We start from the raw sequence: 24,442 nt of genomic DNA on the forward strand, positions 1-24,442 counted from the left end.
TCCGCTACGAAGCGACCGTGCTGGTCGCAGCCATCAACGAGTGGCTGTGACCAGCACTTTCACAACAGACCCTAGCGCAGGGGGGCTCCGGCCACGCCAAATGAGGGGCCTGGCAGGGGGGTTCGAGCCGGTGCGCATCACGGTCCCGGCCACTCCGCCGCGTCCCTGAGCGCGTCCGGGAGCGGCCAGGACCGGGTCGGTCGCTCGTCGAACCGCAAGTCCGTGAGGAGGCGGGCGAGTCGGGGGCCGGCGATGGCGGTGCCGTCCGGGACGGTGGGGCCGTGGAGGGAGCGGAGCCGTTCGTGGCGGGCGAGTTCGTGCTCGTAGAAGGCCACCGCCGACGCGGTGCGGGCGGCCAGGTCGTCGTGCGGCAAGGTACGGTGCAGTTCGAGCAGCGGGGGCTCGACGGACTCGGCGACCGCCGCGGCGAGCCGCGCGTGACCGTCCAGGACCACATGGCAGTCGAGGCCGCTCACCCACCACAGCAGCACGGGCGGCAGCGTCCCCTCCCCGGCCTGCTTGCGGTACGCCTTCACCCGGGCGTCGTCGGCGTCCGGCATCGGGCGCAGCGGCAGCACCTCCCAGGAGCAGGAGTGGAGGAACCAGTCGAGGAAGCCGTCCGGATGGCCCTCGACGAGCATCGAGTTCCAGTACTCCGCGTGCGTCTCCCGCGCGTGCCGCCACCGCAGGAGCCGGTTTCCCGAGGTCAGCAGCCAGCGGCCCTCGTGGAGCGGGCCGTCCGGGGCGTCGGCGAGGTGGCGGGCGAAGCGGTGGGCCCACCGCTCCGGACCGCCGGCGAGGGCGCGTGCCGAATCGGCGCGCAGCGGCGGGACGAAGGAGCGGTACGCGCCGGTGCGCCGGAAGTCGACGCCCCCCAGCTCCTCGTCGACCACGGCGAGCAGCACCGGCCGCGAGTCCTGGGCGAGCATCAGCCGCCGTCCCGGACCGCTGAACACGCACAGCCCCGGCCGGGGGCGGTCGTCCCGTACGTCCAGGGTCAGCCCGGCCCACAGGCCGTCGTCCCGGGTGAGTTCGTCGCTTCGCACGCGCATGCCACGACCCTAGGCGGTGGCCGGACGTCTCCGGGCGCCCGTCCACCCCGGGGGGAGTGGGCGCCCGGCGGGCGGCGTCAGCTCGCGTTCGGGCCGACGTCGGCGGTCGTCAGCGGGCGGCGGACCGGGGCGAGGGCGGAGTACTCGTCGGCGCCGACGTCGCGGGCGGCGCCGCGCGCGTGCCCGTCGGCGTCCTCGGCCAGGGCCAGGGAGGTGAGGGTGGCGGCGTCGACGGCCGGGCTGCCGGCGGTGAGGCGGTGCACCCCGTCGGCGTCCTTGCGCAGCAGGGGGTCGACGCGGCGGAAGCCGGCGGACGGGATCGTGCCGTTCGCGGCCGAGCCCCACAGGATGTTGCCCTGCCAGACGAAGCCGGTGGCGCTGTCGAGGTCGACCAGGCTGCCGGCGGAGGCGACGAGGACGTTGTCGGCGACGACGACGTCCCGCGGCCCGTACGTCCGGCTCTCGCCGGAGATCGTCGCCGCGTTGCCGACGAGCGTGTTGTGCGCGATGACGGCCCGGTCGCAGGCGTCGTTCCCGCGCCGCTCCTCGGTCGTCTCGCCCTCGTGGTGGTCGCGGGTGGTGCCGCTGCCGATGACGATGCCGCGGGAGGTCGTACCGGAGATGTGGTTGTTCACGACGAGGTGGTCGTTGCCGTACAGGCGGACGCCGTTCGCGCCGCCGAGGACGTGGTTGCCGGCCACGGTGGTGGCGTTGCCGTGCCGCAGCACGATGCCGCCCTTGCTGTTCCGCAGGGTGTTGTGGCGGATGGTGTTCCCGGAGGACTTGACCGAGATCGCCTCGGGGTCGCCGTCGCAGCGCTCGAAGAGGTTGTACTCGACGAGGGCGTCGGCCGTGGACAGCGCGCGGTGGCTGACGCCGAGGCGGATCGCCTCGCCGCCGTTGGCACCGGTGTAGGAGTGGTCGGCGAAGTAATTGCGGAAGACATGGGTCCGCTGGGCCATGGCGGTCGTGCCGGGCCCGTCGACGACGAGGAAGATGCCCTGGGAGCTGCGGTGGTGGAAATAGTTCCGGTCGATCTTGGCGTCGTCGCCGCGCACCGTCAGCCAGTCGAGCCCGTCACGGTCGGCGAGCTTGAAGTCGTTGCGCGTCAGCCGGATCCGGGAACAGTCGGCGGGGAGGGCGAACGTGCTCGTCTGCCGGAACGCGAACCCGCTGATCGTGATGTTGCTGGACGCCGAGAGCACGAAACCGACGGGCCCGTTGAGCACGGCGCCCCCGCGGCTCGCCGACACGATGGTGATCGGCGCGTCCGTCGTCCCGTGCTTGCCCGCGATCCGGACGCCGGACGAGGGGACGGTGTACGCACCGTCCGCGAGCACGATCCGGTCGCCGGGCACGGCGGCGTCGATCGCGCTCTGCAGCGCCGCGACACTGCCGACGTTCACGGTCCCGGCCGCCGAGGCCGTCCCCTGCGCGGCCCCGACGACGGGAACGGCCAGAGCGGCGGCCGAGCCCATCAGACTGCCCTTGAGAAACGTACGTCGTCGCATGATGCAAGCCTCCTGGAAGTGGTCGCCCCCACTCTCCCCTCGACCCCTGCCGTCCCACTGACGCCTCACTAACGCGCCGGACGCCGCCGTCCGTGGCGGGGCCGGCCTCCGACCCGACGCCCCTCGACTCAGGGGCCCTCGCTCAGGTCCGCCTCGTACGCCAGCTCGCGGACGTCCGGCTCCGGGTGGCGGCGCAGGGCGATCACGGCCGCCCGGCACGGCTCCGGCCAGCCCTGCCGGGACCCGAGGGCCGTCGCGAGGGCGGCGGCGAGGAGACCGCGCACGAGGTTGCCGCCGTCACCGAGGGTCCGTACGACGGCGAGGACGGCGGCGGGGTCGGCGAGGCGCGCACGGTACCCATGGGCCTCGCCGAGGTCCTCGGCCGCACGGGCCGCGAGCACCGGACGGCCCGCGACGACGTCCGCCAACGCGTCGACCGCGGAGCCGAGTTCGTCTCCCGCCGAGGCCATGTCGATCGCCCGGACGAGGAGCCCCACACGGGTGGTCGCGGCCAGCGGCTCGTCCGCGAGCCGCCGGGCCAGGGCCGCGCAGTCCCGGGGTTCCTGCCGCGGCGACGACAGGAGGGACCGCAGCCTGCGGAGCGCCGGCAGATCACCGCCCCGCCCGCCGCCCTCCGGCTCGCCCGCCGCGACGCGCGCCAGCAGGCGGTCCACCGTCTCGCACAGCAGGCTGCCCGGCGCCACGCCGCCGACGGGGTGCGGCAGTCCGGAACGGGACAGCTCGTTGAGCCCGGAGTTCACCGACCAGAGCCCGCCCGGCCTGGTGACGTCCGTGTAGACCGTCACGAGCGCGTCGCCCGCCTCCGGGGCGTGACGGGCCCAGTCGGCGAGGCCGGACAGGGCGCGGTCGGCCGTCCGCTCGTCCGCGGCGAACGCCAGCCGGGCGACCAGCGCGCCGAACCGCCGCCGGTGCGCACGCGCCAAATCCGCCGGCCGCACGCCCAGGACCGCGAGCCGCGCCGGCTCCGGCCCCTCGGCGACCGCCGCCTCCAGCAGCGCCCACATCTCCTCGGCGGGCAGCAGCGCGGTGGCGAGGCCGACGACGGTGGCGTGCACATCGGGATGGACGCCCGGCGTCCGGGCCACCCGGGACAGCAGCGCGGTGGCGGCCGCCGGGGGAAGGTGGCGGACGGCGAGCCGCGCGGCGGCCTTCCGGACGGTGACCTTCACCCCCTTCTCGCGGGTCAGGACGGCCTGGAGGAGGTCCGAGACCTGGGAGGGCCGGGCGTGGAGGGCGGCGCGGCCGGCGGCCGACCAGGCCGCGACGGCCCGGTCGTCGCCCGCGTGATCGAGCAGGCTGCGGAGGACCGACGCCGGTGCGTCGGTGTGCGCGGCGGCGTCCAGAGCGGCCGCCGCGAGCGCGGGCTCGACGCGCCCGTCGGGGGCGTCGGAGGAGGGCCCGCCGTCCGGCGGCGAGGCGTACCGCCGGAGCAGGGCCCCGCCGTGGACGGGAACCGGCGCGACCGCCCGCAGGAGCGCGGCCCGCTCGTCGACGCCCCGGCCGGGATCCGCGACGGCCGCGGCCGCCAGCCGGACGGCGGCCTCCTGCTGCCGGGGCAGCCACCGGTCGGCGTGCCGGAACGACGGCAGCGCCCGTACCGTCCCCGCCGCCGGGAACCGGTCGCCGGGGCGCGGGGACTCCGTCAGGGCCGCGTCCAGGAGGTCCGTGCGCTCGGCGGTCAGGACGGCGAGCACCGGGGGCAGGAAGACCGCCGAGGGCTCCCGGTCCAGGAGTCCGGCGACGCGGACGCCCCGGGTGGCGGGATCGGCGAGCCAGGCGGCGGCGACGTCGCCGAAGCTTCCGTCCGGACAGTCGGCCAGCGCCTTCCCGAGACGGTCCTGGAGCTCGGGGACGTCGTACGCGCGGCGCCCGCAGGACGCGACCAGGGCGAGCAGGGGCGCGACGTCGCCCCGGGCGGCGCTCCGGTCCAGCCACGGGCCGAGCGCGCCGACCACGACGCGCACCCCGTCCGCCCGCGACGACCGTGCGAGAGGGCCGGGTCCGACCGTGCCGGTGTGCGCGGTCAGGGCCTCCAGGAGGCGCGCGGCGAGCTCCGCCACCGGCGCGGTGGGTGTCGCCCCGGAGAGGAGGGCCACGACCAGCCCGCGGATCGTGTCGCGGGTCAGGTCGGAGCAGTCCCGGGCGTTCAGGGCGTCCAGGCACAGCCGCTCCAGGGCCTCGGCGCCGTGCCCGTCGCCCGTGACCGCGGCGCGCAGGAGCGGTGCCGGGACGAGGGCGAAGGAGTCGAGGACGTCCTGGCGGACGGGGTCGCGCTCGTGGGCGAGACGGCCGGCGGCCCGGGCGAGGACCGCGGCGACCTGCTCCGGGTCACGGCTCAGGTCGGCGTTGAGGACCAGCCGGGACCAGGCGGTGGCGCGGTCCTCGGCGTCCCCGGTGGTGAGGGCGGCGAGGAGCCGGGGGCGGGCCTCGTCCGGCGGGAGCAGGACGAGCAGGTCCTGGACGTCCCCCGCCGGGCCACCCTCGGCCTCGATCGCGTGGACGGCGGTACGCGCCCGGGCGTGCCGCTCGGCCGCGGGCAGCAGCCCGAGCACGCCCGGGTGGGCCCGGACGTTCCGGCGCGGAGGGGCCACGGCCACGACGGCGTCCAGGAACGCGCCCCGGCGCGCCGGAGGCAGCGCCCGGAGCAGGGTGCGGAAGGCGTTCCGGTGGAACCACAGCGCCCCCAGCGCGGGCAGTGACGGCGGGTCGGCGGCCACGAGGCGGCGCATGACCGCCGGCCCCGGCGTCCGCTCCCAGCGGCCCGCCGCCCGCTCCGGGTCGGCGAACCACCGCGCGACGCGTTCGGGATCCACCGCGACGAGGTCGGCCAGCCGGTCGTGCACCGGCCCGGGGAGGCCGTCGGGGCCGTACGCCTCCAGCAGGTCCAGTACGCGCTCCGGGGCGGCGGCCAGCGCGGTGGCGATCCCCGTCGCGTACCGCTTCCACCAGGCGTTGCGCAACCGCCGGTTGAGCGGGGCGAGTTCGTGCTCGGCGTGGTCGAGCACCGCGTCCGGATGCCGCCGGGCCAGGGTGCTCCAGTCCTCGTACGCCAGGACGCCCGCGACCTCGGGCAGCAGCCGCGCGGCGAACTCCGTGGAACAGCCCGCCAGCAGCAGGGCCGCGTCCCGGTCGCCGTACTCGACGCGCACCCGCCGTACGAGCCGCTCGGCGAGCGCGGACCGCCGCCCGTCGCGCAGCAGCCGGGCGAGATCGGCGCGGACGACGGCCGGGGCGTCGGAGTGGGCGGCCTCGACGGCGAGGTCGAAGGAGTCGTCGGCTTCGGCGACGGGCAGGCGGCGGGCGCAGCGGAGCGCGTACCGGCGGACCACGGGATCGAGGTCCCCGAGCCGGGCGAGCAGGTGCGCGGTGTCCCCGGCGGCGAGCGCCGCCAGCGCGCCCAGCCGCCGTTCGTACGCGCCGAGCGCGTCCAGCTCCACGAGGAGCGGACGCAGTTCGCCCCGGCCGGCGAGCCGGTGGGCGGTGACGGCGGTGAACCTGAGCCGGGCGGCGTGGGGCAGGGCTTCGAGAGCGGCGAGCAGCTCGCCGGCGGTGGAGATCATCGCGGGCATTGTGCCCGACGGCGTCGACCCGGGCCCATCGAATATCCCCCGCGGGAGCCGGTACGGCGGGGCGGGTAGGCGCCCCCGACGGGGCGGGACCCGGACCGCGCGGAGGCCAACGGCCTGTTCGACAGGCCGGGATGACCGTGCCGCCCGCCGTCGGGGCCCTCCGACGGCGGGTTCGTTCCCCGGAGGACCCGACGACCGGCCCGTTATGCTGCCTTGTCCCCGTGGCCAGGAAGGAACCCCGTATGAGCAGCGCCGTCCCACCGTTCCCCGCTCGGATCGAGCTGTCGGGAGAGGGGCTCGTCCTGCGTGACTGGACCGAGGCGGACGTGTCCGCGATGCCGGCCCTGTTCGAGGACCCCGACGTGGCGTACTGGACGCCGATCGTCTCGCCCTTCGACGGGCAGGCCGCCGCCGCGCGCGTGGAGACGGCCCGGAGACTGCGGGCGGAGGGCACGACCATCCTGCTCGCGATCACCGTCGACGGCGGCGCGCCGCTCGGCGAGGTGATGCTCCGGCGCCTCCCGGACGGCGCGGAACTCGGCTACGCCGTCGGCCCCGCCCACCGCGGCCAGGGCCTCGCGGGCCGCGCCGTACAGATCATGGCCGCCTACGCCTTCGAGCAGCTCGGCCTGGAGCGGGTGGTCCTGGAACTGGAGGCCGAGAATGCCGCCAGCGTCGCCGTGGCCACCAGGACGGGCTTCACCCTCCTCGACGTCCCCCTGATCGAGGGCGAGGAGAAGGGCCGGCCGTTCGCCCTCCAGACCTGGGGCCTCTTCCGGGACGCCCAGACCTCCTGAACCCTCGCGCGATGGTCCTCCCTCCCGGGCCGGCCGGCGACCCCGCGCCCCACGGGGGCACCCCGCACCGGGAGTTCCGGTGCGGGCGTTCCGCGTGGAACGCCGCCGCGCTGCGGCTGCTCGACGACACGTACGCCTTCGTGGCGACCGGCCCCCGGCGCCACGACGACTGGGCCCACGACGTACGCGCCGTGATGCACCGGTCGGTGACCGACCCCCGCGGCTGGATCCGGCTGGACGGCGACGGCGCCGCCGACGTCCGCCACACCCTCCCCGCCTACCCCTTCGACCCTCCGGCCGCGTCCGGCTTCCCCGCCCGCCTCCACCCCGTGGACGCGGACACGGCGGTCGGCGCGCTCGCCGTCATGGCCGAGGAATGGCAGGGGGAGTCCGCCCCGGTCCGCACCCGCCCCGACCGCGACGCCCTCCTGGCGGACGCCCGCACCCTGCTCGACCGGTACGGTGCCGGCGCCCGCTACTGGACCAACGCGACCGCCGCCGCCACCGGCCGCCCGGACTTCGTGGCGGCGGGCCTCACGGGCACCCGCTCGCACTCGTTCGTCACCAGCGCGTACGTCAACGGCCTGGACCTCTTCGAGGACCTGGGCCTGATCGCGGTGAGCGCCGACGAGGTGGGCGTCTTCTGGTCCATCGGCGCGTACTGACGGCCCGCGCGCCCCTCGCCGAGGCCGCCCCGCCGCCCGCCGGCCTGCCGAAAACGTGTCGACAGCGGCCGCGCGGGTCGGAAAGACTCGCGCGATGACCAGAACCTCCGACACACCCGCCGCGTGGGACGAGCGCACCCAGCTCACCACCTTCCTCGACTACGCGCGGGACACCGCCCTCGCCAAGTGCGAGGGAATCTCCGAGGAGAACGCCCGCAAGGCGCTCCTTCCCCACTCGCCGCTCATGACGGTGAGCGGGCTGATCAACCACCTGCGCTGGGTCGAGTACTACTGGTTCCGGGTGGTCTTCCTGGGGGAGGAGGACGAGGGCCCCTGGACCGAGGAGGACCCCGACCGCGAGATGCGCGTCGCGGTCGACTTCCCGCTCCCGCAGCTGCTCGACGAGTACGCCGCGCACTCCGCCCGCCACCGCGACCTGGTCGCGGCGCACAGCCTGGACACCAGGGCGGCGCGGCCCGTCCGCGACGGCCTCAAGGTGGACCTGCGCTGGATCCTCCACCACCTCGTCGAGGAGACGGCCCGCCACAACGGCCATCTGGACATCCTGCGGGAGATGCTCGACGGCTCCACCGGCTCCTGACCCCGCCGGCCCGTGGCGCGCGCCGCGCCCCTGCCGACGGTGGCGCGCTCCGGCACGTGGCGGCCGTGCGCGCCCGCGTGGCCGAGCGGGAGGCGACGAGGCCGACGACGCGGCCGGACTACGGGGTGCTCGGGGGCCGGTCCGGGATCACGACCGTGACCACGAGGCCCCCGGCCGGGCGGGCGGCGAGGCGCAGGGTGCCGCCGTGGGCGCGCACGATGCTCCGCACGAGCGCCAGGCCGAGCCCGACGCCGGCGTGTCCGTCGGTACGGACGCGGTCCGTGCCGCGCCGGAAGGGCTCGGTCAGGGTCGGTACGAGCTCCGCCGGGAGCACCGGCCCCGTGTTCTCGACCCGGACGAGCCCGGCGCCGTCCACCGCCTCGGTGTGCACGGTCACCGTGCCGCCGGCCGGCAGATTGTGGACGACGGCGTTCTGGACGAGGTTCGTCACCATCCGCAGCAGGAGCTCCGGCGAGCCTCCGGTCCGCGTCGCGCCACCGGTGACGTCGAGCGTGACGCCGCGCCGTTCGGCGAGCGGGAGCAGGGTCTCGGCGGCCTCCTCCGCGACGAGGGAGAGGTCGACGGGCTCGCGGGCGAAGCCGCCGCGGTCGCTGCGGCTCAGCAGCAGGAGGGCCTCGGTGAGGTCGATGGACCGCCGGTTGACGGCTCGGAGCCGCTCGATGAGCTCGTCCCGGTCGCGCGTGGGGTCCTCGCGGGCGACGTCGAGGAGCGCCTGCGAGACCGCGAGCGGCGTCCGCAGCTCGTGCGAGGCGTTCGCCGCGAACCGCTGCTGCTCGGCGACGTGCGACTCCAGCCGTCCGAGCATCGTGTCGAAGGCGTCGGCGAGCTCCCGGAACTCGTCCTGGCGCCCCTCCATCCGGATCCGGTGCGCCAGCGAGCCGCCGCCCGCCGCCCGCGCCGCGGCCGTGATCCGGTCGAGCGGCGCGAGCATCCGCCCGGCCAGGAACCAGCCCCCGACGAGCCCGAACACGAGGAGGAACCCCAGCGCCACGCCCGCCGCGGGGAAGAAGGTCCGCACCAGGAGGTAGCGGTTGGGCGACACCCCGAGCAGGCCCTGGTCCTTGTCGGGCACGTAGCGCAGCAGGAACCCCCACACCACGGCCAGCAGCAGCGCACCGGCGACGGCGAGGAACCCGGCGTAGCTGAGCGCCAGCTTCAGCCGGACGCTCGGCCCGGGCCGCCTAGCCACGCGGACCTCCGGCCCCGCCGGGCGCGCTGTCCCCTCCGGCCGTCCCGGGCCCGGTGTCGATGCGGTAGCCGACGCCCGGCACGGTGGCGATGACCCACGGCTCACCGAGCCGCTTGCGCAGCGCCGAGACCGTGATGCGCACGGCGTTGGTGAACGGGTCGGCGTTCTCGTCCCAGGCCCGGGCCAGCAGCTCCTCGGAGCCGACGACCCCTCCCTCGGCGGCGACGAGGACCTCCAGGACCGCGAACTGCTTGCGGGTGAGCGCCACGTACCGCCCGTCGCGGAAGACCTCCCGGCGGAACGGGTCCACCCGCAGCCCGGCGAGCTCGCGGACCGGCGGCCGGGCATGCCCGCGCCTGCGGTCGAGCGCGCGCAGCCGCATCACGAGCTCCCGCAGCTCGAACGGCTTGGTGAGGTAGTCGTCGGCCCCGAGGGCGAACCCGGACTCCTTGTCGTCGATCCGGTCCGCGGCCGTCAGCATCAGGATCGGGATGCCGCTGCCGGAGGCCACGATGTGCCGCGCGACCTCGTCGCCGGACGGGCCGGGGACGTCCCGGTCGAGGACCGCGAGGTCGTACGCGTGCAGCCGGAGCAGTTCCAGCGCGGTGTCCCCGTCGCCCGCGACGTCGGCGGCGATCGCCTCCAGCCGGAGCCCGTCCCGGACGGCCTCGGCGAGATACGGCTCGTCCTCCACGATCAGTACGCGCATGCCCGAAGCCTAGGCAACCCGGCCGGTCCCGGCCGCGCGCGAGGCCGCGCCCACGGGCGCCCCCGTTCCCGCGCGGGTACGCCACCAGCGGCGGGACGCCAGCCCGGCGAGGACGGCTCCGGTCGCGTTGACCAGGACGTCGTCCACGGACGTCACCCGGTCGAGGCGCAGCACGTACTGGGCGGTCTCCACCAGCGCCGAGCAGCCCGCCCCCAGCGCCAGGAGCCGCGGCAGCGTCGCCACGGCGGCGAACCGGACCGGGGCGAAGAACCCGAGCGAGGCGAAGACCAGCAGGTTGCCGACGATCCCGAGCGGCCCCATCACGACCAGGTCCCGCAGCGGCACCAGGCTCACCCGGGGCGGTACGACTCCGGCCCCGCCGCCCGGGATCAGCGTCATCCACAGGAACGGCAGCGTCCCGTGCACCATGCCCACCTCGGCCAGCGAAAGCCGCCGCGCCGACGCGACCCCCGCCGCCCGCCGGCGCCGCGCGAGCCCCCACGCCACGAGGACCGCCGCCGGCAGCGTGACCAGCGTCATCAGCACGACACCGTTGAACGTCCCGAAGCACCGCTGCCACTGACCGGACAGGCACAGCGGCGCGCTCATCAGGAGCGGCCCCCGTACGACGAACAGGCCGCCCGCCACCAGGAGGGCGGCGAGGGCGGCGAGGCAGAGGCGGGCGATCCGGCGCGTGTCGCTGTGCATGCCGTCCATGGAACAGGGCGGGCGGTTGCGGCGGCGTATGCGGTTTTCGATACGCGCACGATACGGAGGAGGGGCTCCGGTCCCCTCGCGCGACACGGAGGACGACGGGCCGGCAGGTCACTCCCGCCGGGCGTCCTCCAGCCAGGTGATGCGGGTGAACGTCACCGACTCGGGGTCCCCGGCGAACCACTCGACGAGCACGGGACGCCCGGGGACGTCGAGGTCGAAGACGTCGCCCCACTCGTCGATGGGGCCGGCCCCGGGCGGCACGGTGCCGCGCTCGTGCGCGGCGGTGACGCCGGTCAGGGTCCGTACGGTCGCGGTGAACGTCTCCGGGGCCTCGGCGGACATGGCGGCGAGGACGGCGGCCGCCTGCTCGCTCAGACCGTGGTTCACCGGGCCCCGTTCAGCGAGGCCAGGACGTCGTCCAGGGGCCGGACCCGCATCCCGTCCCCTTCGCCGACCCGCAGCGCACCCGCCTGCGCGCGGTCCGCGTCGCTGCGCCGCGTGTCGGCGACGGCCCGCAGCTGCCACCGCTCCATCACCGCCAGCTGCGCCTCCCCGGCCTCCGCGGCCAGCAGCTCCTCCAGGAACGGCCCCCTGCGGCCCGGCGCGAGCGCCGCCGCGATCGCGTTGGCGGTACGGGGCAGACCCGGCTCGGCGGACGCCTCGGCGGACGCGTCGGTCCCACCGGACCCGCCGGCACCGGGTCCCCCGCCACGGGACGGGCTGCCCATCGCGGACCTCCTTCCGTCCGGACGCCGCCGTCTGACGGGGCGTCGACTCCCTGGGTCCACGGTAGGGGAGCGACTGACCGACGGGGAGCGCGCGGGCGCGTCGGGAGCCGGGCCGAGGGGGGACCGGCTGCGAGAATGGCGTCGCCCGGCGTGGAGCGGCTGTCGGACCCGTGGCTGAAGGGGACTTCTGATGCGCAGTGTGACCTATTCGATGGGCGTCTCGCTGGACGGCTACATCGTGGACGCGGACGGCGACATCGACTGGGGGGACCCGGACGAGGAGGTCTTCCGCTTCGTCATCGAGGAGACCCGGAGGGTCGGAGTCCACCTGCTCGGCCGACGGCTGTACGAGACGATGCTGTACTGGGAGGGCATGGAGCAGGACCCGACGCTCGACCCCCCGACGCGCGCGTGGGTCGAGGTGTGGAACCCGCTGCCCAAGGTGGTCTTCTCCCGGACGCTGACCGAGGTGCGGGGACGTGCCCGGCTCGCCACCGGCAGCCTGGCGGAGGAGATCGAACGGCTGCGGGCGGAGCCGGGGGAGGGCGACATCGCCCTCGGCGGCGCGGACCTCGCCGCCGCGGCCGCCGAGGCGGACCTGATCGACGAGTACCGGGTCAGGATCTCGCCGGTGCTGCTCGGTGGCGGCACCCCCTTCTTCGCCCGGGACCGGCGCCGGGTGAAGCTCGAACTCGCCGAATCCCGCACCTTCCGCTCCTCCCAGGTCGTCCACCTCCGCTACCGTGTGTCGCGCTAGCGCACGCGCACCGAGGGACCGGAGCAGATGGTGCACGTGATGCGGGCCGTCCTGGAGGTCTCCGTGCCCGAGGGGTTCGACCTGTGGCCGGTGGCCGGGGCCGACGCTTCCGGGTTCCTCGCGCTGACCGGGCGGCTCTCCCCGGCGGAGGTCGGGACGGCCGTGACGGCGCTCGCCGCCTGCAACAGGCCGGCCGGCGAAGGCGACGACCGGCCGCCGCGGGACGCGGCCGGAACCTTCCTGCGGGGGCTGCTCTCCTCCGACGAGGTCTTCGCCGCCGGAGGCCTGCGCGTCGTCGACCCCGGCACGGGCGTCGCCTTCGTTCCCGGGTGCTGCGACGGGCTGGAGGACTGGCGGGACTGGTACCGGCTCGCCGACGGGGACGGGACGCTCGGCTTCGGGCACGAACCGGTGTCGCCGGCGGCGGAACGGCACGGCGACACCCTCCGGCTCACCGTCGACGCCGAACGGGACGACAGCCCGGTGATCGAGCTGCCCGCCCACGCGCTGCGCGGCATGCTCGCGGGAGTGGAGCGGGACCTGGCCGCGTTCCTCGACCTGGCGGTCGCGTGGGCCGCCGTCCGCGTTCCCGGACACGACCGGGCCCTCGTCGCCGCCCTCGCCCGCGCCCTGGACGTGCCGCCGCCGACCGGGACGACCTGACGGCTCGTCCGGGCGGCCCGGCCGGTTGTCGGACGCCCGTGCGATCATGCGGTCCGACCCGTCGACCACGGGGCGAGCGAGAACGGGAGTGCGTGTGAGCGGGACCGGGGGGCCGGACGGAGCGTCCGTGTCGGACGAGGAATGGGAGCGGTTCCTGCGGGACGCGGAGGCGGGAGCCGGCAGCGCGCCCGTCGAGCCGTCGGCGCGGGCCCGTGAGACGGAGCGGCGGCTGCGGGACGGGGCCGGGCGGCCCGAGGGGTGGCGCACGTACACGCCCGCCTCGCCGCGCCCCCGGAGCAGGACGGGCTGGTACCTGACCGGGTTCGCCGCGGCCGTCGCGCTGCTGGCCGTCGCGCTCTTCCCGCAGCAGATCGTCGGCTGGTCCGGCGGCGACGGCGGGCAGGACGCGACGCCCCTCGCCGCCGAGACCGGGCCCCCGCGGGAGGCGCCGGGGGCCGGGCCGGACGGCCGGGCCACCCTGGCCGAGCCCTTCCGGGGCTCGCCCGCCGCCCGGTGGGCCGACGGCGCGGCCGGGATCACGGTGCCGGCCGCGAAGGCGACCGGCTGGATGGACGCGGCCCAGGTCGAACAGGCCCTGGGGCGGAGCCGGGACTTCCTGGTTGCCGCCGGCCTCGACCCCCGCGTGCTGCGCGGCGCCCGCCCCACCGAGGCGATCACGCTCCTGAACCCGCACCAGAAGGACGTCCAGCGGTACCTCCGTACCGCCCTGTCCGCCAGGACGCCGACGCCCGACACCGATCCGCTGCTCCTCTTCAGCCGCTTCCGGCCGGAGCAGACCCGGCTGGTCGGCGACGTCGTCAAGACGCGGGGCCGGCTCACGTACCGCGAGGGGAAGCGCGGCGCGGTCGAGGTGACGGCGGACGTCACCTTCGTCTACCCGGTCACCCCGGCCGCCGGCGACGGCGAGGTCATCCGGACGATCGCGCGGCGCCAGATCGTCATGAGCTGGGACGACCCCGACGAGGTCGTCACCGAACCGGGCACGATGACCCTCCTCTCCTACGCCCTCGACATGACCAACGGCGGCTGCGACGCCCCCACGGGCTACTTCGTGCCGCCCTTCGGCCGGGCCGCCGCCGACGAGGAGGGGGCCACCGACGCCTCCCGGCAGGTCGACCCGTACGACCGCACCGAACCGCTCGACCTGAGCGGCGGGACGGGTACGGCAGGCGACGGATGCGCCACCGCCACCCGCTCCTGAGCCTCCCCGGAACCCGCGGGACGAGGAATCCGGAGCCCGCGGGACGAGGTGTCCCGAGCCGCAGGACCGCGCCGGCCACGTCCTGCGCGACGACCGGGGCCCGCGCGTCCTCGACTCCCGCACCCTGGTGACGGCCTTCGCCTCCTGAAACGGACTGTGCCCCACACCCTGAAGGGTGTGGGGCACCGGAGAGCGGGATTCCAACGACCGGTCGGCCCCTCCCTCCGTGGTTCCCACCGTAGTGGGTGCCCGCAGGGGGAAGCCCTGATTCCGTGCCTCGATGACCGGAACGGGTGACGGCGGGCGGGCTCGCTGACGAGCATGCGTCAGGCGGAGAACGATCCGGCGCCGCCCGGCACGTGGGTGCCGTGGCCGGGCTGGACGACCACCGAGGGGCCGACGCAGAACGGGTTGCCGTAGATCCGCACCGGTCCGTCCGTCCGGTTGGTCAGCACGTGCGCGACCGTGGGCAGCTGCCGGCAGCCGGACGGGTCCCGGTAGACGTCCAGCGGCTGGACCTCGGTGGAGAAGACGACGACGTCGCCGGAGGCGGCGGCCTGGGCGGAACCGGCCGGACCGAGCACCGCGCTCGCGGCGACCAGGGAGATCAGAACTGCTCGTGTGCGCATCGGGCGTCCTTGGCAAGGGAGGTTCCCGCATCGGCGCGGGCTCGCACCACAGCTACCGGGCGGCCCGGCCAAGATCCACTTCATCCCGGGTGGTTTCACTCTCCAGGCCGAGAGGAACCCGCCTGGAGGAGACCGTCCTTGACACCGCACACGCCGCCCGCGCCGCACACGACGGCGGTGGCTCAGGTGTGGTGCTGGACGACGCCCCGGGTGGAGAAGGGGACCGGGTCGCCGGCGGTGAAGTCGCCGGGCGGGATGCCCGGGTGGTGGCCCTGTTCCGCGTCGGAGTGGTCGTCGGCGGGGTTGAGGGTGAGACGGGAGACGATGCGGTAGCGGTCGCCCCGGTACAGGGAGTGGACGTACTCCACGGCGCGGCCGTGGCTGTCCGTGGTGAGGCGCTCGAAGAGGAGGGCGGGGGAGAGCTCCGGGACGTCCAGGAGGTCGGCCTCGGCGCGGGTGACGACGGTGGGCTCGATGGACTGGACCGCCTCGCTGACCCGGATGCCGTGGCGGTCGCGGAGGTGTTCGTACAGGTCGCCCTGTTCCAGCTCCTCACTGGTCAGGCCGGGAGCGAGGTCGGCGCGGACGTGCAGGTGCTCGATGGCCATGGGGGAGCCGTCGACGAGCCGGAGGCGGGCGACGTAGAGGATCTCGGCGGCGGGGGAGACCCGCAGCTTGCGGCTGACGCGGGCGCCCGCCGGAAGGGTGCGGAACTCGAGGAGCCGGCTGGTCCACACCCCGCCGGCCTGCGGGAGGGTGAAGGAGCTGCGGTCGGAGATCAGCTCCTGGGTGATCTTCTCCGCCGCGACGAACATGCCCCGGCCGTGCTCGCGGACCAGCAGCCCCGCGACGACCAGCTCGTCCACGGCCGCGCGCAGGGTGGGGCGCGACACGCCGAGCCGGGCGCAGAGGGCGCGCTCGGACGGGATGGCGTCGCCGGGGCGCCTCGCCTCGATGAGCTCGCGGATCGCGTCACGGACCCGCTCGCGCTTGAGCATCGCGCCGGAGGCTGCCGCGTCGATCTCCATGGGGCTCTCGTTCGTCGTCGGGACATGCTGTTCGCTGGTCAACCATAACTGGTCCACTGGTCAGCTTTCAACGGCGAGCGCGGCTCCGTCGGTCGGTTGGCTCTTCCCCTGAAGTCGGCGAAAAACGCTCTGTGTTCCGGGGGTTGACGGTCACATTGGTCCATGCCACCTTCATCTCGCGTCAACTGGTAAACCCCTGACAGGTCAAGTGGTCAACTCGGGGTCTGCCTCGTTCCTCCCCGTTCTCACGCCCCGAGGTGAACCGTGAAGCACCGCCCCCCTGCCCTGCTCGGAGCCCTGCTGCTGAGCACCGGACTCGTCGCCTGTTCCTCGTCCGGCGACGGGTCGAACGCCGGTGGACCCACCGTCCTCGACGTCTGGCTGATGCGCGACAGCGTCTCGGAGGCGTTCCAGCGGGAGTTCGAGGCCGGCTTCGAGAAGGCCCACCCGGAGATCGACGTCCGCATCCAGATCCAGGAGTGGGAGGGCATCGGCGAGAAGGTCACCGCCGCCCTCGCCGGCAACGACGCCCCCGACGTCATCGAGGTCGGCAACACCCAGGTCGCCCAGTACGCCCGGAGCGGCGGCCTCACCGACTTCACCGACAAGGTCGACGACCTCGGCGGCCAGTTCTGGCTCGACGGCCTCGCCGAGCCCGGCGCATGGGAGGGCAGGCAGTACGGCATCCCGTACTACGCCGCCAACCGCGTCGTCATCTACCGCACCGACCTCTTCCGGGAGGCCGGCATCGACGCCGCCGCCATCAAGACCCGCGACCAGTGGCTCGCCGCCACCGAGAAGCTCGACAAGGACGGCGTCCAGGGGATCTACCTCCCCGGCCAGAACTGGTTCGCCCTCGCCGGCTTCGTCTGGGACGAGGGCGGCGACCTCGCCGTCCACGAGGACGGCAGATGGAAGGGGGGCCTGGACAGCCCGGAGGCCGTCCGGGCGATGGAGTTCTACCAGCGGCTCCAGGCGCTCGGCAAGGGGCCCAAGGACTCGGACGAGTCGCGCCCGCTCCAGGCCGACGTCGTCGCCCAGGGGCGGATCGCCCAGGTCATCGCCACCCCCGGCGGCGCGAACGTCATCGCCCAGAAGAACCCCGACCTCAAGGGCAAGCTCGGTTTCTTCCCCATACCGGGCAAGACCGCCGACCGCCCCGGCGCCGTCTTCACCGGTGGCTCCGACCTGGTCGTGCCCGCCGTCGCCCGGCACCAGGAGGAGGCCTACACCTTCATCGAGGAGCTCACCGGCGACGCGTGGCAGACGAAGCTCGCCCTCGCCATGAGCTACGTCCCCAACAAGACCACGCTCGCCAACGCCGTGGCCTCCGACCCCGGCGCGGCGGCCATGGCGGTCGGCGCCGCCCACGGACGCGCCACCCCCCACACGCCCCAGTGGGCCGCCGTCGAGGCCAAGAACCCGATCAAGGACTACATGACGGCCGTCCTCACCGGCCGCGACCCGAAGGCCGAGGCCGCCAAGGCGTCCCGGTCCCTCACCACCACCCTGAACAGCGGCTCCTGACGGATGACCAGTCCCGTCCTCCGGCGAGCGGGGCGCACCCGCCGCCCCCTCGCCCCCGGCCCGTACCTGCTGATCGCCCCCGCCGTCCTGGGGATGCTCTACCTCCTGCTCTACCCCTTCGGCCGGGCCCTGCTCATCTCCTTCCAGGACTTCGGACTGCGCGAACTCATCCGCGGCGACGCCGAGTTCGTCGGGCTGCGGAACTACCGGACCCTGCTGTCCGACCCGGTCTTCTGGGACGTCGTCCGCCGCACGTTCCTCTTCATGGCCGTCAACGTCGCCGCCATCATGGTCCTGTCGACCCTGGTCGCCCTGATGACCGAACGCCTCGGCCGGATCGGCAGGGCCGTCGTCCTCAGCTCGCTGGTGCTGGTGTGGGCGGTGCCCGTCGTGGCCGCCACCACCGTCTTCCAGTGGCTGTTCCACTCCGAGTTCGGCATCGTCAACGAGACCCTCACCGACCTCGGCCTCCGCTCCTTCGAGGGCTACGCCTGGTTCGCCGACGGCCGCGCCGCCTTCACCATCCTCGTCGTCCTCGTCGTCTGGCAGTCGGTGCCGTTCGCCGCCCTCACCCTCTACTCGGCGCTCACCACCGTCCCCGGGGAGCTCTACGAGTCGGCCCGGCTCGACGGCGCCGGCGGCCTGCGGATCTTCCGCTCGGTCACCTTCCCCCTCGTCCGGCCGATCTTCATGCTCGTGCTCTCCCTCGAAGTGATCTGGACCTTCAAGGCCTTCGTCCAGATCTGGGTGATGACCCGCGGCGGCCCGGGCGACGCGACGACGATCCTGCCCGTGTACGCCGTGCAGACCGCGCTCGCCCACCAGCGCTACGACCTCGGCTCCGCCGCCTCCATGATCACGCTCCTGCTCATGAGCGGCGTCCTCGCCCTCTCCTTCCGCCGACTGTTCCGCCAGGAGGGGGAGCATCCGTGACCACCACCCGCAGGGCCGCCCCCGGGCGCGCCCTTCGCAGGACCCCGCTGTACGCGGCGGCCGTCCTGACCGTGACGCTCTGCCTCTTCCCCGTCTACTGGATGGTCGCGACCGCCTTCAAGCCGTCCCGCGACATCCAGTCGTACGAGCCCGGCCTGATCCCCGCGGAGTGGACCCTCGACCACTTCCGCACCGCCGTACAGGCCGACGGCTTCGCCCTCTTCTGGCGCAACAGCGTCCTGGTGACCCTCGGCGCCGTGCTCCTCGCGCTGGTCGTCGCGCTCGGCGCCGCGTACGCCGTCGCCCGACTGCGCTGGCGGGGCCGCCGCCCGTTCGTGCTGGCCGTGTTCATCGCCCAGATGGCGCCGTGGGAGTCCCTCGTCATCCCGGTCTACATCATCTCGCGCGACACGAACATGCTCGACCGGCTGCCCACCCTCACCCTCGTCTACTTCATGATCACTCTGCCGTTCACGGTGGTCGTGCTCCGCGGCTTCATCGCCGGCATCCCGCCCGAACTGGAGGAGGCGGCCCAGGTCGACGGCTGCACCCGCGTCGGCGCCTTCCGCCGGATCGCCTTCCCCCTGCTCGCGCCGGGCCTGATGGCCACCTCGCTCTTCGGCTTCATCACCGCCTGGAACGAGTTCACCTACGCCAACTTCCTCATCATCAAGCAACAGGACAGCCGCACCCTGCCCGTCTGGCTCTCCTCCTTCCAGACCACCTTCGGCACCGACTGGGGAGCGACCATGGCCGCCTCCACCCTCTTCGCCCTGCCCGCCCTGATCGTCTTCCTCGCCCTCCAGCGCCATGTGACCTCGGGCCTCACCGCCGGAGGCGTCAAGGGCTGACCGGGCCGACACGACACGACCACCCCGCCGCTTCCGCGCCGCGCCCCCGCAGAACACCGGAGACGAACCCCGTGGACCTGCCCCGCCCCGCCCGCCCCCGCCCCGAGCTCGCCCTCGTCCCCCGCCCCGGCCGGCTCTCCCCCCGGCCCGGCCGCTTCCGCCTCGACGCCGGCACCCGCCTGCGCGTCGCCCCGGGCGCCGAGCGGGCCGCCGACCTCCTGCGCGACTATCTGGCACCCGCCACCGGGCTGCGCCCGGAGCACGCCGAGGACGGCACCTTCGTCCTCGCCCTCGACCCCGCGCTCACCGGCCTCGGAGAGGAGGGGTACGGACTCACCGTCGCCGCCCACGGCGCACTGCTGCGCGCCGCCCGCCCCGCCGGCCTGCTGCGCGGCGTCCAGACGGTGCGCCAGCTCCTGCCGTACGAGGCCCTCGCCGGCCGGCCCGCGCGCGAGGTCGAGCTGCCCGGCGTCGAGATCACCGACGTGCCGGCGCACCGCTGGCGCGGCATGCTCCTCGACGTCGCCCGGCACTTCCAGCCCGTGGACTACCTCCACCGCTTCGTCGACCTCCTCGCCCTGCACAAACTGAACGTGCTCCAGCTGCACCTCACCGACGACCAGGGCTGGCGGATGCCGGTGGCCGCCTACCCGCTGCTCACCGAAGTCGGCGGCCGGCGCGCCCAGTCGATGGTCGGCCCGGCCGGCAGCGACCGCTTCGACGGCCGCCCGCACGCGGGCTCCTACACCCGCGCCGAACTCGCGGGCCTCGTCGCGCACGCGGCCGCCCGGGGCGTCACGGTCGTCCCGGAGATCGGCGTGCCCGGCCACGTCCGGTCCGCGCTCGCCGCCTACCCCGCGCTCGGCAACCACCCCGAACGGCGCCTCGACGTCTGGACCCACTGGGGCGTCTGCGCCAACGTGCTCGGCGTCGGCGACCACGTCCTCGACTTCTTCCGCACCGTCCTCGACGAGACGATGGACCTCTTCCCCTCCCCGTACGTCCACATCGGCGGCGACGAGGTCCCCACCGCCGAATGGGAGTCGAGCCCCGCGGCGATCGCCCGCGCCGCACGGGAGGGACTGCCCGGCCCCCGGCACCTGCACGGCTGGTTCCTGGAGAGGACGGCCGACCACGTCCTGCGGGCCGGCAGGCGCCCCGTCGTCTGGGCCGAGGACGGCGCCGCACTGCCCCGGGACTGCACGGTCATGAGCTGGCGCACCCCGGAGCACGCCTGGGCGGCGGCGCACCGGGGGCACGACGTCATCCACGCCGACCACCGCCGCGTCTACCTCGACTACGCCCGGGGCCCCGGTCCCGCCGAGCCCCCCGCCCAGCCGGGCCACAGCCTCGACCTGCGGACCGTGTACGACCTCGACCTGCTGCCGCCCCCCGGCGCGCCGGAACCCGCCGGGAAGGTCCTCGGCGCGCAGGCGCAGCTGTGGACCGAGTTCGTCCCCACACCCGACCACATCGAGTACCTCACCTACCCCCGCCTGTGCGCCCTCGCCGAGCGGGTGTGGAGCCCGGACCACGACTGGACCGACTTCCGCGCCCGGCTCGACGGGCACCGCGCCCGGCTCACCGCGCTCGGCGTCCCGCACGACGCCCTCCGGGACCGGACGGCGCCCGCCCCCGCGTGACGCGTGCGCGCACCACCCCACGAACCCTCCCGCCGGCCGGCGGGAGCGAACGGAAGGAAACCGCCGGATGAGTACCCCCACCACCAGCCGCGGCACCCGGGCGGCCCTCGCGCTGACCGCGGTCGTCGGCAGCGCCGCCCTGGCCGCCCTGCCCCTCACCCCCGCGTCCGCCGCCCCCGGCGACGGCCTCGCCGTCCAGTACCGCACCAGCGCCTCCGGCGCCACCGCCGACCAGAGCGAGCCCTGGCTCAAGGTCCGCAACACCGGCAGCACCGCCGTGGACCTGAGCCAGGTCAAGGTCCGCTACTACTTCAAGGCCGACTCCCCGACCGCCACGTACCGCTTCGCCTGCTCCTGGGCCGTCAAGGGCTGCTCGGTGATCACCGGCACCTTCGGCACCCCGGCCCGCCCCACCGCGACCGCCGACCGTTACCTGGAGATCGGCTTCACCCCCGCGGCCGGCACCCTCGCCCCCGGCGCCGACACCGGCGACATGCAGCTGCGCTTCCACCGGACGGACTGGCAGACCCTGACCCAGGGCGACGACTACTCCTTCGGCGGCGCCCAGACCTCGTACGCCGACTGGGCCCGGGTCACCGCCCGGATCGCCGGGACCACCGTCTGGGGCACCGCCCCGACCGGCGACGAACCCACCGACCCGCCCACCCCGACGGACCCGCCCACCGACCCGCCGGCCGGCGGGGCGACCCTCTTCGACGACTTCTCCTACACCTCCCACACCGACCCGGCCCTCGCCTCCCACGGCTGGAGCGTCCGCTCCAACTCCGGCGGACCCGGCGTCCCCGGCGCCACCTGGGACCCCTCCAAGGTCACCTTCGCCACGCAGAACGGCACCACGGTGATGAACCTGGAGACCTCCAGCGCGGGCACCGGCGCCACCACCACCCACACCGAAGTCCTCACCAAGGCCACCAAGTTCAGGAACGGCACCTACGCGGCCCGGGTGAAGTTCTCCGACGCGCCGAAGTACGGCCCGGACGGCGACCGCGTCGTCCAGACCTTCTTCACCATCAACGACCTCAAGGCCCCGATGGCCGACGACTACGCCGAGTACGACTTCGAGTACCTGCCCAACGGCGGCTGGGGCGAGCCCGCCCACATCCTCTACACGACCTCCTGGGAGACCTACAACCCCGACCCCTGGCAGGCCGTCAACCAGCACAGCGAGAGCCGCACCAGCTTCGCCGGCTGGCACGACCTCGTCGTCACCATCGACAACAGCCGGATCACCTACTACGTCGACGGTGCCGTCTTCGGCACCCACGACGCCGCCTACCTCCCCGAGCGGCCCATGTCCATCAACTTCAACCAGTGGCTGATCGACCTCAATGGCCAGCCCTCGACCGCCCCGCGCGCCTACGACCAGCAGGTCGACTACGTCCTGCACGTCAAGGACCAGGTCCTCACCCCGGCCCAGGTGACGGCCAGGCTCGCCGCCCTGCGCGCCGCCGGCACCACCTTCGTCGACGAGGTCCCCGCCTCCTGACCCACGCACGACGGAGGGGCGGGATCCGCCGCACCGGATCCCGCCCCGCCCGCACGGTGGCTAGGGTGGCGGGGACGGGGGAGGGGGAGAGCCCGATGGGACGGAACCACGCGGGACCGGGGAGGGCGGTGCTGCCCGGGCCGGTGCGGGGACGGCTGGGGGCCGTGGCGGGGCTCGCCGCGACGGCGGTGGCCGTGCTCGGGGCGTGGTACGGAGGCACGGGCGGGCCCGGCGGGGTCGACGTCCGGGTCCGGAGCCTGCTGGGGGACCCCGGGCCGTCGTGGCGGGAGTTGGCCGAGGGCGCGGACTTCCTGGGGGAGCCCGTGGGGGCGGCGGCCCTGGTCGCGGTCGGGGTGCTCGGGTGCCTGGCGGCGCGGTGGCCCCGCGCGGCCGTGCTCCTCGTGGGCGGGGTCTGCGCGTCCGTGGCCGCGACGACCCTGCTCAAACCCGTCGTGGGGCGGACCATCCACGGCGGGTACCTCGCCTTCCCGAGCGGGCACACCGCCTTCCTCACCGCGTTCGCGCTGGTCGTGGCACTGGTGGCGAGCGGCAGGCTCGGCCTCGGCCGGACGGCCGGCCTGTCGCTCGTCCTCGCCGCCGGGGCGGCGGGCGGGGCCGTCATGGGCTGGGCCCAGGTCGTGCTGGACGCGCACTATCCGACCGACGTCCTCGGCGGCTGGTGCACCGCGTTCGCGGTCGTCCCGGTGGTCGCCCGGTCGATCGACCGCCTCGCCGGCACCCCTGACGCACAAGTCGACTGACGTTCTGTCAGGTCATGCCAGGCGGCGGAAGACCGGTTTCACCGGCCGGCCCGTCAGCCACGGCGTCGGATCGCCCGCGTCCAGTGCCTTCCGGTACACCGCGCACGCCCGCGCCACCACCTCGACGGTGTGGTCGACGTCGGCGTCGTCGAGGGCGCCGCTCACCACGAAGGACGGGGCCAGCACGCCGCCCGCCAGGAGCCGGTGCAGGAACAGGGTCCGGTACTCCTGGGACGGCCGCCCGTCCCCGTCGAGCGTGGCGAAGACCAGGTTGCTGGGCCGGCCCCGTACGACGACGTGGTCCGCGACGCCCGCGGCCGCCGCGGCCTCGCGGACCCCGGCGGCGAGCCGCTCGCCGAGGGCGTGCAGCCGGGCGGTGACGCCCTCCTCCGTGTAGGTGCGCTGCACGGCCATCGCGGCGGCCAGCGCGTGCGTCTCCGCGCCGTGCGTGGTGGACAGCAGGAAGACCCGCTCACCGGAGTGCCGCAGACCGCCCCGCTCCATCAGCTCCCGGCGGCCGGCGAGCGCCGAGACGGCGAAGCCGTTGCCGAGCGCCTTGCCGAAGGTGGACAGGTCGGGGACGACGCCGTACAGACCCTGGGCGCCCGCCTCCGACCAGCGGAAACCGGTGATCATCTCGTCGAAGACCAGCACGCACCCATGCCGGTCGGCCAGGGCGCGCAGACCGGCGAGGTAGCCGGGCGGCGGTTCGGTCTGGGTGGCGGGTTCGAGGACCAGACAGGCGACCTCGCCCTCGTACCGGACGAGCAGTTCCTCCGTGGCGGCCAGGTCGCCGTACGGGAAGCGCACGGTGAGGTCGGTGGTCGCGGCGGGAACGCCCGCCGCCATGGGAGTGGTGCCGATGAACCAGTCGTCGACCGAGAAGAAGGGGTGGTCGGCGCAGACGGCCACCCGGGCGCGGCCGGTGGCGGCGCGGGCCAGGCGGACCGCGGCCGTGGTGGCGTCCGAGCCGTTCTTCGCGAACTTCACCATGTCCGCCGTCGGCACGGTGGCCAGGAACCGTTCCGCCGCCTCGATCTCCACGACGGACGGCCGGACGAAGTTGCCGCCGCGCTCCAGCTCCCGCCGCACCGCCTCGACCACGCGCGGATGGGCGTGGCCGAGGCTGACCGACCGCAGTCCTGAGCCGTACTCGACGTACCGGTTGCCGTCGACGTCCCAGACGTGGGCGCCGCGACCGTGGCTGATGACCGGCGCCAGGTCCTCCGGGTACTGGTCGTCGCCCTTGGCGTAGGTGTGCGCGCCGCCCGGGACCAGGGCGTGCAGGCGTTCGTTGGCCGCCCGCGACCGGGGGAGCGCGAACTCTTCGGTTTCCACCGG

Annotated in this window: 23 protein-coding genes; 12 read left to right on the forward strand and 11 right to left on the reverse strand. The window is 74.8% G+C overall.

The window, feature by feature from the left end:
- Positions 1 to 137 precede the first annotated feature (137 nt).
- The 3 genes from IE245_RS31775 to IE245_RS31785 form a co-directional block, all read right to left on the reverse strand.
- Positions 138 to 1,052 (reverse strand): hypothetical protein, encoded by a 915-nt coding sequence (locus IE245_RS31775; protein ID WP_189953975.1) that lies wholly within the window; start codon positions 1,050 to 1,052, stop codon positions 138 to 140.
- Positions 1,053 to 1,129: 77 nt separating this feature from the next.
- The gene (locus tag IE245_RS31780; RefSeq protein WP_189953977.1) at positions 1,130 to 2,563 is read right to left on the reverse strand and encodes a polysaccharide lyase 6 family protein; all 1,434 of its coding nucleotides are present in this window, start codon (positions 2,561 to 2,563) and stop codon (positions 1,130 to 1,132) included.
- 128 nt (positions 2,564 to 2,691) lie between these two features.
- On the reverse strand, positions 2,692 to 6,144 hold the full coding sequence (locus IE245_RS31785) for a hypothetical protein (RefSeq protein WP_189953979.1): 3,453 nt from the start codon (positions 6,142 to 6,144) through the stop codon (positions 2,692 to 2,694).
- Positions 6,145 to 6,395: 251 nt separating this feature from the next.
- Here IE245_RS31785 and IE245_RS31790 point away from each other — a divergent pair, with 251 nt between their 5' ends.
- From IE245_RS31790 to IE245_RS31800, 3 genes are all read left to right on the forward strand, one after another.
- Complete coding sequence (locus IE245_RS31790; RefSeq protein ID WP_189953981.1) at positions 6,396 to 6,950, forward strand: GNAT family N-acetyltransferase; 555 nt, start codon at positions 6,396 to 6,398, stop codon at positions 6,948 to 6,950.
- A gap of 11 nt (positions 6,951 to 6,961) precedes the next feature.
- Positions 6,962 to 7,615 (forward strand): hypothetical protein, encoded by a 654-nt coding sequence (locus IE245_RS31795; protein WP_229851768.1) that lies wholly within the window; start codon positions 6,962 to 6,964, stop codon positions 7,613 to 7,615.
- A gap of 94 nt (positions 7,616 to 7,709) precedes the next feature.
- Complete coding sequence (locus IE245_RS31800; protein WP_189953984.1) at positions 7,710 to 8,216, forward strand: DinB family protein; 507 nt, start codon at positions 7,710 to 7,712, stop codon at positions 8,214 to 8,216.
- 118 nt (positions 8,217 to 8,334) lie between these two features.
- Here IE245_RS31800 and IE245_RS31805 read toward each other — a convergent pair whose 3' ends face one another.
- From IE245_RS31805 to IE245_RS31825, 5 genes are all read right to left on the reverse strand, one after another.
- Entirely contained in the window at positions 8,335 to 9,426 is a 1,092-nt protein-coding gene (locus IE245_RS31805) for a sensor histidine kinase (RefSeq protein WP_189953985.1), read from the reverse strand.
- Complete coding sequence (locus tag IE245_RS31810; protein WP_189953987.1) at positions 9,419 to 10,135, reverse strand: response regulator transcription factor; 717 nt, start codon at positions 10,133 to 10,135, stop codon at positions 9,419 to 9,421. The genes IE245_RS31805 and IE245_RS31810 overlap by 8 nt, the downstream gene beginning before the upstream one ends.
- Positions 10,136 to 10,144: 9 nt before the next feature.
- Entirely contained in the window at positions 10,145 to 10,843 is a 699-nt protein-coding gene (locus tag IE245_RS31815) for a VanZ family protein (RefSeq protein ID WP_189953990.1), read from the reverse strand.
- Between the two features lie 117 nt (positions 10,844 to 10,960).
- Positions 10,961 to 11,239, reverse strand: a complete 279-nt coding sequence (locus IE245_RS31820) for a hypothetical protein (RefSeq protein WP_189953992.1) — start codon at positions 11,237 to 11,239, stop codon at positions 10,961 to 10,963.
- Positions 11,236 to 11,580: a hypothetical protein gene (locus IE245_RS31825; RefSeq protein ID WP_189953994.1), complete on the reverse strand. Its 345-nt coding sequence runs from the start codon at positions 11,578 to 11,580 to the stop codon at positions 11,236 to 11,238. The genes IE245_RS31820 and IE245_RS31825 overlap by 4 nt, the downstream gene beginning before the upstream one ends.
- Positions 11,581 to 11,770: 190 nt before the next feature.
- Between IE245_RS31825 and IE245_RS31830 the strand changes: the two genes are divergently transcribed.
- The 3 genes from IE245_RS31830 (at position 11,771) to IE245_RS31840 (ending at position 14,222) form a co-directional block, all read left to right on the forward strand.
- Complete coding sequence (locus tag IE245_RS31830) at positions 11,771 to 12,337, forward strand: dihydrofolate reductase family protein (RefSeq protein WP_189953997.1); 567 nt, start codon at positions 11,771 to 11,773, stop codon at positions 12,335 to 12,337.
- Between the two features lie 27 nt (positions 12,338 to 12,364).
- Positions 12,365 to 13,000, forward strand: coding sequence for a hypothetical protein (locus IE245_RS31835; protein ID WP_229851770.1), 636 nt, complete (start codon positions 12,365 to 12,367; stop codon positions 12,998 to 13,000).
- A 127-nt stretch (positions 13,001 to 13,127) separates the two neighbouring features.
- The gene (locus IE245_RS31840) at positions 13,128 to 14,222 is read left to right on the forward strand and encodes a hypothetical protein (RefSeq protein WP_189953999.1); all 1,095 of its coding nucleotides are present in this window, start codon (positions 13,128 to 13,130) and stop codon (positions 14,220 to 14,222) included.
- Between the two features lie 326 nt (positions 14,223 to 14,548).
- Here the strand turns inward: IE245_RS31840 and IE245_RS31845 are convergent, their stop codons facing one another.
- Both IE245_RS31845 and IE245_RS31850 read right to left on the reverse strand, forming a co-directional pair.
- Positions 14,549 to 14,851 (reverse strand): hypothetical protein, encoded by a 303-nt coding sequence (locus tag IE245_RS31845; protein WP_189954001.1) that lies wholly within the window; start codon positions 14,849 to 14,851, stop codon positions 14,549 to 14,551.
- 182 nt (positions 14,852 to 15,033) lie between these two features.
- Positions 15,034 to 15,879 (reverse strand): GntR family transcriptional regulator, encoded by an 846-nt coding sequence (locus IE245_RS31850; RefSeq protein WP_189954002.1) that lies wholly within the window; start codon positions 15,877 to 15,879, stop codon positions 15,034 to 15,036.
- A 264-nt stretch (positions 15,880 to 16,143) separates the two neighbouring features.
- Between IE245_RS31850 and IE245_RS31855 the strand changes: the two genes are divergently transcribed.
- From IE245_RS31855 to IE245_RS31880, 6 genes are all read left to right on the forward strand, one after another.
- Positions 16,144 to 17,406 (forward strand): extracellular solute-binding protein, encoded by a 1,263-nt coding sequence (locus IE245_RS31855; protein WP_189954011.1) that lies wholly within the window; start codon positions 16,144 to 16,146, stop codon positions 17,404 to 17,406.
- 3 nt (positions 17,407 to 17,409) lie between these two features.
- Positions 17,410 to 18,339: a carbohydrate ABC transporter permease gene (locus tag IE245_RS31860; protein ID WP_189954013.1), complete on the forward strand. Its 930-nt coding sequence runs from the start codon at positions 17,410 to 17,412 to the stop codon at positions 18,337 to 18,339.
- Positions 18,336 to 19,190, forward strand: a complete 855-nt coding sequence (locus IE245_RS31865; protein ID WP_189954016.1) for a carbohydrate ABC transporter permease — start codon at positions 18,336 to 18,338, stop codon at positions 19,188 to 19,190. The genes IE245_RS31860 and IE245_RS31865 overlap by 4 nt, the downstream gene beginning before the upstream one ends.
- A 71-nt stretch (positions 19,191 to 19,261) precedes the next feature.
- The gene (locus tag IE245_RS31870; RefSeq protein ID WP_189954017.1) at positions 19,262 to 20,833 is read left to right on the forward strand and encodes a beta-N-acetylhexosaminidase; all 1,572 of its coding nucleotides are present in this window, start codon (positions 19,262 to 19,264) and stop codon (positions 20,831 to 20,833) included.
- A gap of 67 nt (positions 20,834 to 20,900) precedes the next feature.
- On the forward strand, positions 20,901 to 22,340 hold the full coding sequence (locus IE245_RS31875) for a cellulose binding domain-containing protein (protein ID WP_189954019.1): 1,440 nt from the start codon (positions 20,901 to 20,903) through the stop codon (positions 22,338 to 22,340).
- A 95-nt stretch (positions 22,341 to 22,435) separates the two neighbouring features.
- Entirely contained in the window at positions 22,436 to 23,101 is a 666-nt protein-coding gene (locus tag IE245_RS31880) for a phosphatase PAP2 family protein (protein ID WP_189954021.1), read from the forward strand.
- 12 nt (positions 23,102 to 23,113) lie between these two features.
- Here the strand turns inward: IE245_RS31880 and IE245_RS31885 are convergent, their stop codons facing one another.
- Positions 23,114 to 24,439, reverse strand: coding sequence for a glutamate-1-semialdehyde 2,1-aminomutase (locus IE245_RS31885; RefSeq protein WP_189954023.1), 1,326 nt, complete (start codon positions 24,437 to 24,439; stop codon positions 23,114 to 23,116).
- Between the last annotated feature and the right edge of the window lie 3 nt (positions 24,440 to 24,442).

The organism is Streptomyces roseolus, from assembly GCF_014649855.1.
GTDB classification, from domain to species: domain Bacteria; phylum Actinomycetota; class Actinomycetes; order Streptomycetales; family Streptomycetaceae; genus Streptomyces; species Streptomyces roseolus.

Excerpts from the sequence above, each read along its gene's own strand:
- IE245_RS31775 (WP_189953975.1), bottom strand. The coding sequence starts at position 1,052 with ATGCGCGTGCGAAGCGACGAACTCACCCGGGACGACGGCCTGTGGGCC.
- IE245_RS31780 (WP_189953977.1), bottom strand. The coding sequence starts at position 2,563 with ATGCGACGACGTACGTTTCTCAAGGGCAGTCTGATGGGCTCGGCCGCC.
- IE245_RS31785 (WP_189953979.1), bottom strand. The coding sequence starts at position 6,144 with ATGATCTCCACCGCCGGCGAGCTGCTCGCCGCTCTCGAAGCCCTGCCC.
- IE245_RS31790 (WP_189953981.1), top strand. The coding sequence starts at position 6,396 with ATGAGCAGCGCCGTCCCACCGTTCCCCGCTCGGATCGAGCTGTCGGGA.
- IE245_RS31795 (WP_229851768.1), top strand. The coding sequence starts at position 6,962 with ATGGTCCTCCCTCCCGGGCCGGCCGGCGACCCCGCGCCCCACGGGGGC.
- IE245_RS31800 (WP_189953984.1), top strand. The coding sequence starts at position 7,710 with ATGACCAGAACCTCCGACACACCCGCCGCGTGGGACGAGCGCACCCAG.
- IE245_RS31810 (WP_189953987.1), bottom strand. The coding sequence starts at position 10,135 with ATGCGCGTACTGATCGTGGAGGACGAGCCGTATCTCGCCGAGGCCGTC.
- IE245_RS31815 (WP_189953990.1), bottom strand. The coding sequence starts at position 10,843 with ATGCACAGCGACACGCGCCGGATCGCCCGCCTCTGCCTCGCCGCCCTC.
- IE245_RS31825 (WP_189953994.1), bottom strand. The coding sequence starts at position 11,580 with ATGGGCAGCCCGTCCCGTGGCGGGGGACCCGGTGCCGGCGGGTCCGGT.
- IE245_RS31830 (WP_189953997.1), top strand. The coding sequence starts at position 11,771 with ATGCGCAGTGTGACCTATTCGATGGGCGTCTCGCTGGACGGCTACATC.
- IE245_RS31835 (WP_229851770.1), top strand. The coding sequence starts at position 12,365 with ATGGTGCACGTGATGCGGGCCGTCCTGGAGGTCTCCGTGCCCGAGGGG.
- IE245_RS31845 (WP_189954001.1), bottom strand. The coding sequence starts at position 14,851 with ATGCGCACACGAGCAGTTCTGATCTCCCTGGTCGCCGCGAGCGCGGTG.
- IE245_RS31850 (WP_189954002.1), bottom strand. The coding sequence starts at position 15,879 with ATGGAGATCGACGCGGCAGCCTCCGGCGCGATGCTCAAGCGCGAGCGG.
- IE245_RS31860 (WP_189954013.1), top strand. The coding sequence starts at position 17,410 with ATGACCAGTCCCGTCCTCCGGCGAGCGGGGCGCACCCGCCGCCCCCTC.
- IE245_RS31875 (WP_189954019.1), top strand. The coding sequence starts at position 20,901 with ATGAGTACCCCCACCACCAGCCGCGGCACCCGGGCGGCCCTCGCGCTG.
- IE245_RS31880 (WP_189954021.1), top strand. The coding sequence starts at position 22,436 with ATGGGACGGAACCACGCGGGACCGGGGAGGGCGGTGCTGCCCGGGCCG.